This window comes from Mycobacterium sp. (assembly GCF_035640695.1).
Taxonomy (GTDB): Bacteria; Actinomycetota; Actinomycetes; order Mycobacteriales; family Mycobacteriaceae; genus Mycobacterium.
Window position 1 is genome coordinate 1 of the sequence record NZ_DASQVQ010000073.1, and the last position, 8459, is coordinate 8459.

General features: G+C 65.5%; 9 protein-coding genes. 5 read left to right on the plus strand and 4 right to left on the minus strand.

Annotated elements, in window-relative coordinates:
* Nucleotides 1-15 precede the first annotated feature (15 nt).
* Nucleotides 16-666: an HD domain-containing protein gene (locus tag VE759_RS09240; protein ID WP_324930730.1), complete on the minus strand. Its 651-nt coding sequence runs from the start codon at nt 664-666 to the stop codon at nt 16-18.
* Nucleotides 667-777: 111 nt separating this feature from the next.
* Between VE759_RS09240 and VE759_RS09245 the strand changes: the two genes are divergently transcribed.
* Nucleotides 778-1752: a GlxA family transcriptional regulator gene (locus tag VE759_RS09245; RefSeq protein ID WP_324930733.1), complete on the plus strand. Its 975-nt coding sequence runs from the start codon at nt 778-780 to the stop codon at nt 1750-1752.
* 57 nt (nt 1753-1809) lie between these two features.
* Here VE759_RS09245 and VE759_RS09250 read toward each other — a convergent pair whose 3' ends face one another.
* The 3 genes from VE759_RS09250 to VE759_RS09260 all read right to left on the minus strand — a co-directional run bounded on the left by VE759_RS09250 (nt 1810) and on the right by VE759_RS09260 (nt 3631).
* Nucleotides 1810-2616: an alpha/beta hydrolase gene (locus VE759_RS09250; protein ID WP_324930736.1), complete on the minus strand. Its 807-nt coding sequence runs from the start codon at nt 2614-2616 to the stop codon at nt 1810-1812.
* A 23-nt stretch (nt 2617-2639) separates the two neighbouring features.
* On the minus strand, nt 2640-2816 hold the full coding sequence (locus VE759_RS09255) for a hypothetical protein (RefSeq protein WP_324930739.1): 177 nt from the start codon (nt 2814-2816) through the stop codon (nt 2640-2642).
* A 119-nt stretch (nt 2817-2935) separates the two neighbouring features.
* A complete protein-coding gene (locus tag VE759_RS09260) occupies nt 2936-3631 on the minus strand; it encodes a FadR/GntR family transcriptional regulator (protein ID WP_324930742.1) in 696 nt (231 codons plus the stop codon).
* A 192-nt stretch (nt 3632-3823) separates the two neighbouring features.
* On the opposite strand from VE759_RS09260, the gene VE759_RS09265 reads away from it, so the two are divergent.
* From VE759_RS09265 to VE759_RS09280, 4 genes are all read left to right on the plus strand, one after another.
* Nucleotides 3824-5152, plus strand: coding sequence for an MFS transporter (locus VE759_RS09265; RefSeq protein WP_324930745.1), 1329 nt, complete (start codon nt 3824-3826; stop codon nt 5150-5152).
* 293 nt (nt 5153-5445) lie between these two features.
* Nucleotides 5446-6672, plus strand: coding sequence for a CoA transferase (locus VE759_RS09270; protein WP_324930748.1), 1227 nt, complete (start codon nt 5446-5448; stop codon nt 6670-6672).
* Nucleotides 6669-8177, plus strand: coding sequence for a carboxyl transferase domain-containing protein (locus VE759_RS09275; protein WP_324930751.1), 1509 nt, complete (start codon nt 6669-6671; stop codon nt 8175-8177). The genes VE759_RS09270 and VE759_RS09275 overlap by 4 nt, the downstream gene beginning before the upstream one ends.
* Nucleotides 8178-8303: 126 nt before the next feature.
* Nucleotides 8304-8459, plus strand: a 156-nt coding sequence (locus tag VE759_RS09280; protein ID WP_324930754.1) for an ArsR family transcriptional regulator, incomplete at its 3' end; no start/stop codon positions are given.

Genomic DNA, 8459 nt, shown 5'->3' on the forward strand with positions numbered 1-8459 from the left:
CTGAGCCCTGCAGGCCTATTCGGGCCAGCTGTTGGTGCGGATGATGTCGACGAAATCGTCACGAACGAACGACGGGTCGAAGTGTTCGAGCACATCCGCATTCACCGTGCCGAACGTGCTGAGGGGCCGGTGCTTCATGCCCTCGGCGAAGGCATGCAGAATCCGGCGCTTGAAATCGGGTCGTGGGTGCGCGGCGGTGACCGCCTGCAGCGCCTCGGGTGACAGATCCTCGCGCCCAAAACCCAGCACGTCGGTCTCCACACCGGCGGTGACCAAAGCGATTTCGGGTTCGAGGAATTCGGGCACACCGGGGGTGGTGTGCAATGCGATGCTCAGCCATACCTTGCGGGCGTCGACTTCATCGACACCGCGTTCGCGCAGGAAGTCTCGTGCGGCGTTGGCGCCGTCGACCTCGAAACGCAGCATCGAGCCGCGATACCGCTCGGTCAGGCCGATGTCATGAAACATCGCCCCGACATAGAGCAACTCCAAATCCGGCTGCAGCCCGCGGCGGCGGCCCTGCAGCGCGCCGAACAAGAACACCCGGCGCGAATGGTCAAACAGCAGATCATCCTCCGCCTCCCGGATGAAGGCGGTGACATCGCGCACCAAAGGGGTGTCGGGAATGACGATGTCGGCGATGGTTTCGGCGGATGTTGCAAACATGGGATAACTCCTTGCGTGGGGGACTGACTGCCGCCAGTTTGCGGTCGTTGGGGGCCCACCGGGCCCTGTCCGATCGGCCGCGTTTCACACAGATTGCGACATACTGGCGGTGTGTCGGCCACGCCTCCGAAGCCGCGGGTGGTTGTGATCGTCGTCTTTGACGGCGTCAAGCTGCTGGATGCGGCGGGGCCGGCAGAGGTTTTCGCGGAAGCCAATCGGTTCGGGGCGCAATACCAGCTCAAGATCGCGTCAGTCGACGGCCGCGATGTCAAGACCTCCATCGGGACGGGTTTTGCGGTTACCGACCGGATCGCGTCGATCGAGGCTGCCGACACGGTGCTCGTCGCGGGCGGCGACGGGCTGGTGGGCCGGCCGATTGACCCGATGCTCGTCGAGGCGCTGAAAACGGTCCCGGCGCGGACCCGGCGACTCGCGTCGATATGCACGGGATCGTTCATCTTGGCTCGAGCCGGCCTACTGAGCGGTCGTAGAGCCACTACCCATTGGCGGCACGCCCGGCTGCTTGCCCGCGCCTACCCGGATGTGTCGGTCGAACCCGACGCGATCTTCGTCCGTGACGGGCAAGTGTTCACATCCGCCGGGGTCTCATCGGGCATAGATCTCGCGCTGGCTCTGGTTGAAGAGGACCACGGCACGGAACTGGTCCGCGACGTCGCCCGGTCACTGGTGGTCTATCTCAAACGAGCCGGGGGTCAATCACAATTCTCGGTTCTTGTCGAGGCCGATCCGCCACCACAGTCGGCTCTGCGCGCGGTGACCGATGCAATCGCGGCCAATCCCGGCGCCGAGCACAGTGTGAAAAGCCTTGCGGCGCAGGCTTCGTTGAGTACGCGCCAGCTGACGCGGTTGTTCAACATAGAGCTCGGCACCACGCCGGCTCGGTACGTCGAAATGGTTCGGATCGATACTGCACGAGCGGCTTTGGACGCCGGGCGGACCGTGGCGGACACCGCCCGACTCACGGGTTTCGGTAGCGCGGAAACGCTCAGACGGGTTTTCGTGCATCACCTCGGGGTGTCACCGAAGGCTTACCGGGACCGATTCCGCACGACTTCCCACGGTTGAATGCGAGCTGCGAGCGGGTTGGTTCCCTAATTGCTTTCCGTGCGCGCGGGTTTCGTGCTACACCGCCGCGGCCTGCAGGATGAGGTCGGCGACCTCCTTGGCTTTGGAGACAATCGACAAATGGCTAGCGTCCAGCTCGATCGTGTTGGCGTTCATCCGCTTGGCCATGAACCGTTCGAGGTCGGGGTTGATGGTGCGGTCATTTTTGGACACCGCGTAGAACGTCGGTTTGGAGTGCCAGGCTGCCTGCGTCACTTTGCCGCTGAACAGTTCGCCTGAGATGCGGCCCTGGACGGCGTAGAGCGTTTTGGCCCGGGTGGGGTCCACGTCCTGGGCGAAGTCCTGCAGGAACGCCTGCTGGCTCAGCTGGGCGTAGCCGTCCGGTGCGGTGATCAGGCCGGCGCTGGCCGGGGGTGTCGGGAACGTCTTGGCCAGCGCGGTGTAGTCCTCGCCGGCGTCCGGCGCCCGGGCGGCGATGTACACCAGGGCAGTGACCTTCGGATCGACGCCGGCCTGCGTCACGATCATTCCGGAGTACGAATGCCCGACGAGCACGGTCGGGCCGTCCATCAGTGCGAGCGTGCGCTGGGCGAACTGGACGTCCTCTTCGAGGGTGCGCAGCGGATTTTGTACCGAAGCCACGTTCATGCCGCGCGCCTGCAGGTGGGGGATGACATCGGCCCAGCACGATCCGTCCGCGTAGGCGCCGTGCACGAGCACGACATTCTTGACCTTCGGTGGCGGCCCGCTTGGCGGCCCACTTGGCGGTCCGCTCTTCGGCGGGGCGCTGCACGCGGTGGGCATATCCGCCACGGCGATGACGCCCGCCACGGCCAGGGCCGATACGAAGCTTCGCCGGCGCATGCCCGGTCCTGTTCCTGCCGGGGTCAATTGGTGATCCGGCAGTGCAGCGCATCACCGTCGGTGTGCGCGGAGCCGAGACAGCCGTCCCGGTAGTCAGCCGTGGTCTGCCGGTCTAGGTCGGGCATTGCCGTTCCCTCTTTCTGCGGTGTGACCACCATTAACGCTTCGTGGGCGACCCGATACTGCCCTGCTGATGCCATCGGCCTTATTGGCTAGGTCACTAGATCACTAGTCCAGCATACCGGAAAGTTCGCACGGGTTCGATGTCATCCACAGCGCCGTCCACTTCGCCGGACACCGCGGCGCGTGCGGGGCTCTTTCAGTTGTTCTGGCGCAGGAGGGCGACGTCGGAGACCATCCGAATGTGGTCGGCCATCGCACGTGCCGCCTCGGTTGGATCTTGGCGGCGCACCGCCTCGGCGACGCGCCGATGCCCCTGCAGAGAGGCGCGCGGTCGGTCTTGTTGTGACAGCGATTCGATGCGGGTCTCCCGGATGAGCCCGGAGATCTCGCGCATCAGCTTGGCCAGCAGCGACGAATGCGCCGCCGATGTGATCGCCTCGTGGAACATCTCGTCGCCGACAACACCGCGTTCGCCCGAGTCGATCTCCGCTTCCATTTTCGCGATAGCGGCGTCGATGGCTGCCATCTCCTCGTCGGTGCGCCGCTCGGCGGCCAGACCCGCCAGCCTGACTTCCAGGGCTTCGCGCGCCTCGATGATGTCGGGCATGCGGTCGGCGTGTTCACGTAGTGCTTTGATGGCGCGTTCCTCGGTCGGGGGGCGGATGAGCACCGCGCCGTCGCCGTGCCGTACCGACAACACACCCTGCACCTCCAACGCCACGAGCGCTTGACTCAGCGATGCCCGGCTGACACCGAGCTTTGCTGCCAAATCGCGCTCAGCGGGCAGCCGATCGCCCTCTTTTAGCCCGTTGTCGGCGATGTAGCCACAGAGTTGCTCGACGATCACTTCGTACAGCCGCGGCCGCGTCACCGGGCGAAGTTGCTCTACCACTAGCTCACCTACTCTCCTGTCCAACTTACAACGTGTGCTGTTCCGGCAGTGGTAATGGCCATCACGCCGCCGGGTTGACAGTGACTTCGTTCACTGCTTAACTGACTAGGCCAATGATCCACTGGGTCACCCGTCCAAAGATCGTCACAGCAAACGTGACTACCGACGCGCGACCGGAATCGAGAGTTCACCATGACGATCAGCCACGATCGCCCGCAGATCACAGCCACCGACAGTGACACCGGCGCAGCCCCGCCGCCAAGACTGAGCAAGGGTCAGCGCCGGGCCTTCTGGGGATCCTTCGGCGGCTGGGCCATGGACGGCTTCAACTGGACAGTGTTCGGGCTTGTACTGGCGCCCACCATGGCGGCGCTCCTGCCGCGCGCCGGCATCGAAGCCACCACCGCCAACATCGGCTGGTACGGCCAAATTAGCGCCGCGATATTCCTGCTCGGCTGGGGCTGCTCGGCGATTTGGGGACCGATCGCCGACCGTTTCGGACGCAAGCCGGCGATGACCGCCTCCATCCTCATGTACGGCATCTTCACCGCACTGGCCGGGACCGCAACCAACGTGTGGGAATGGAATGGCTACCGCTTCCTGACGGCCATCGGGGTCGGCGGCGAATGGGCCATGGCCGGCACGCTGCTGGCCGAAGTACTGCCCGAACGGGTCCGGGCCCGGTTCGGCGGTGCCATGCACTCCGCCGCCTACGTCGGTGTTCTCGCGGTATCAACGCTGTATCTGCTGGCCGGCCCGCATCTCGGCTGGCGCGGGATGTTCCTCATCGGCGGTCTGCCCGCGCTGGCCGTCTTCATCATCCGCCGAACCACACCGGAACCGCAACGATGGCGAGAGCGGGCCGAGGAGGTGCGGCGGCGCTCCTTCTGGCAACCGGTCATCGAGGTGCTAACCCCGCCCTACCGGGCACGCACCATCGGCAACCTGCTGCTCCTGGCCGTGTGTGTCATCGGCCTGTGGGCTGGCTCGACCTACGTCCCCACCGCCGTGACCACCCTGGCCACCCACGCCGGCTACAGCCACGACGCGACCGTTCGGCTGGCCGGTGTCTCCGCCATGACGGTCGCGATCTTCACGATCGCCGGGTGCTTCATCGTTCCCCGCATTGCCGACCGCTTCGGGCGCCGAACCACCTTGGCCGCGCTGTTCGGACTGATGATCATCGGCGCCGTCGGCACTTACGGCCTCGCCTACCCCCTGCAGTCGATCGCGCTCACCTTCGTCTTCCTGCCCATCCTTGGCGTGGGTGGCGCCAATTTCGCGGTGTTCACCATCTGGCTGCCCGAGCAATACCCCACCCGGATGCGCGCCACCGCCTTCGCGTTCACCACCACTTTTTCGCGCTGGTTCGCCGCCGCCGGCACCTTCCTCATCGGCTACGGCATCCATGCCACCGGCTCGCTTGCCATCCCGATCAGCCTGACGGCAGTCGTGTTTGCGTTAGGCATCGTGATGGTGCGTCTGGCGCCCGAGACCCGCGGTCAGCCCCTGCCCGAGTGAGCACCGAAGCTGGGCGCACCGCCGGATCTCCCGGAGGCCCTGCGGTAACCGCCATCGTTACCGACCTCTCACCCCGCTCGGCCACATCGAATACTTCGGCGCGACAACGGAATGCGACTCTTCTCCGAAGATGCGCCGAATGGTCACCTTCCCGCTGGCCGCGAGCGGGGGACATGCGGCCGATGCACGCGATCGGCCCAGCCCCGACACCCTTGACGGCCAGCGCAGAACATGGCAGCCTATTGGCTAGGCCACTAGGTCAATAGGCCAATCTGGAAAGGCGTGTGGTTGCCATGGCATCTCCAATTCCATCCCTGACGCGACCGGACCGGCCGGCCGACGCGCCCCGCGGGCCCCTCGACGGGTTGGTAGTCGTCGATCTCACCCGTGCCCTGGCCGGGCCACACGCGGCGATGATGCTGGGCGACCTGGGCGCAGACGTCGTGAAGGTGGAGAACCCAAATGGCGGCGACGACACCCGCGGGTGGGGCCCACCGTTTGTCGAGCCGGAACAGGGTGAGCGCGAATCCACCTACTTCCTATGCACGAACCGGAACAAGAAGTCCGTGACTATCGACCTCAAAGAGGACGCGGGCAAGGCCACCCTAGAGACTCTGATCCGCCGGGCCGATGTGCTGATGGAGAACTTCCGTCCCGGTGTCCTTGACCGCCTTGGCTTTTCGCAAGCCCACCTGGCCGACATCAATCCCCGTCTAGTTGTGCTGTCCATCAGCGGCTTCGGCCACGACGGCCCGGAAGCCGGGCGAGCCGGTTACGACAAAATCGCTCAGGGGGAAGCGGGGCTGATGTCGGTGACCGGCTCCGGACCGACCGACCCCCAATGTGTTGGCGTGCCGATCGCGGACCTGCTGGCCGGTATGTACGGCGCGTTCGGAGTCCTTGCGGCACTGCACGAACGGGAGCGAACGGGTTGCGGTCAGGTGGTGCGCGCATCGCTGCTCGCCGCGGTTGTCGGAGTGCACGCATTTCAGGGCACGAGATGGACGGTGGCGGGCGAGGTCGGCGAGGCGACCGGTAACCACCACGCATCGATCTGCCCCTACGGGCTGTTCGACAGCGCCGATGGTGCCGTTCAGATCGCGGTCGGTAGTGCGGGACTCTGGAAGCGCTTTTGCGACGGCTTCGGGCTCGATCCCGCGGCACCGGGAATGGCGTCGAACCCGGAGCGCGTGGCCAACCGTAAGAGGGTCAACGAACTCGTCCAGGGCGTCTTCTCGCTCTACCCGAGCGAGGAGCTGCTCGCCAAGCTGGACCGAATCGGCGTCCCGGCCGGGCGCATTCGCACAATCCGCGACGTTTACGAGTGGGACCAGACGAAGTCTCAGGGACTGCTCATCGAGGTGGATCACGCGACGCTCGGGACCATCGAGTTGCCGGGTCCACCGTTGCGGTTCTTCGACACAAACGGTGCGGAGGTCACCCGCCGAGATCACAGCGCCCCGCCGGTGCTCGGCGCCGACAACGACCTGATCGCAACGGTTCAGGCGGGTCACCGGTGACCCGGCTGGGCGCGAATGACGTCATCGCGCTGATCGTTGACCGTGGGTCGTGGCAATCCTGGGACGGACCGCTGACCGAGGTAGTGGCCGACCCCGAGTATGCCAAGGAGCTGGCACGCGCAAGGGCCAACACAGGGCTCGACGAAGCAGTGCTCACCGGAGTCGCGACCATCCGCCGACGCCGCATCGCAATGCTGCTGTGCGACTTCGGTTTCCTTGGTGGCTCGATTGGAATCGCGGCCGCCGACCGTCTAGTGGCGGCCATCCGACGGGCAACCGCCGAGAAACTGCCGCTGCTTGCGCTACCCACTTCGGGGGGAACACGCATGCAGGAAGGGACGGCCGCGTTTTTGCAAATGGTGAAGATCACCAACGCCGTGGTATCCCACAAGTCCGCGCACCTGCCGTATCTGGTGTATCTGCGCGACCCCACGACTGGAGGGGTGTTCGCCTCATGGGCCTCATTGGGCCACGTGACCTTTGCCGAACCTGGTGCCTTGGTCGGCTTTCTCGGGCCCCGTGTGTACAAAGCGCTCTATGGCAGTTCGTTCCCCAGTGGGGTGCAGACCGCGGAAAACCTATACGCCTGCGGACTTATTGATGCGGTGACGCCTCTGAACGAGATCGGCGAGATGGTGGACCGCGCGCTGAGCATCATCACCCACTCGCCGCACGCCGCGACGCCCACGCCCGTCATCACGCCACCAGCCGACACACCGGCGTGGCAGTCGGTGACCGCCTCCCGACACCCGGACCGACCGGGAGTTCGCGAGCTGCTACGACATGCCGCGACAGCTGTGCTGGCGCTCAGCGGGACCGGCCAAGGCGAGAATGACCCCGGACTACTATTGGCGCTCGCGCGATTCGGTGACATGCCCTGTGTGCTGCTCGGCCAGGACCGGCACAGCCAAACTCCCGAGACACCGCTCGGTCCGGGAGCGCTCCGACAGGGCCGCCGCGGCATGCGGCTGGCCGCCGACCTGCGGATCCCTTTGGTCACCGTCATCGACACCGCCGGTGCCGCGCTGTCCCGGCAAGCCGAGGAGGGCGGACTGGCCGGCGAGATCGCGAGGTGCATCGCCGACATGCTCCTACTCGAAGTGCCCACTGTTTCAGTGCTTCTGGGGCAAGGCACCGGCGGCGGAGCACTAGCTCTGGTACCCGCCGATCGGATCCTTGCCGCACAACACGGATGGCTTTCCCCGCTTTCCCCCGAGGGAGCCAGTGCGATCCTTTACCACGAGACCAGCCACGCCCCGGCCATGGCAGCCAAACAGCGAGTGCGGTCCGCAGACCTGCTCGCACAAGGCATCGTCGACCGAGTCATCCCTGAATATCCCGATGCTGCCACCGAACCGGAAGCGTTCTGCCTGCGCATCGGCGCCGCCCTTCGCGACGAACTCGCAACATTGGACAACGCCGACATCGGCTGCACTCGCGTTGGACGCGCACAACGATTCGAGACGATCGGCCGGTTCGACCCGGTCCTGGCACACGCCGGATAGAGCAGCTAGCCGCGCACAGTCTTCATCGCACTTGTCCTACCGCTTGTGGTGCAGCGGCTTTGGCCAATTCAGATGACATGTACACACGGCCTCGACGTACCATCGGCGACTGTTATAGTCAACAGAGTGGTTGAAGATCAACTGTTGGATCGGGCCTACGCGGCGCTGGCTGACCCGACCCGCCGCCGGTTGTTGGAGGCACTGCGCGAAGGCGACGCCCGCATCACCGACTTGGCCGCGCCCTTGCCGATGACGTTCGCCGGTGTATCGCGACACGTCGGC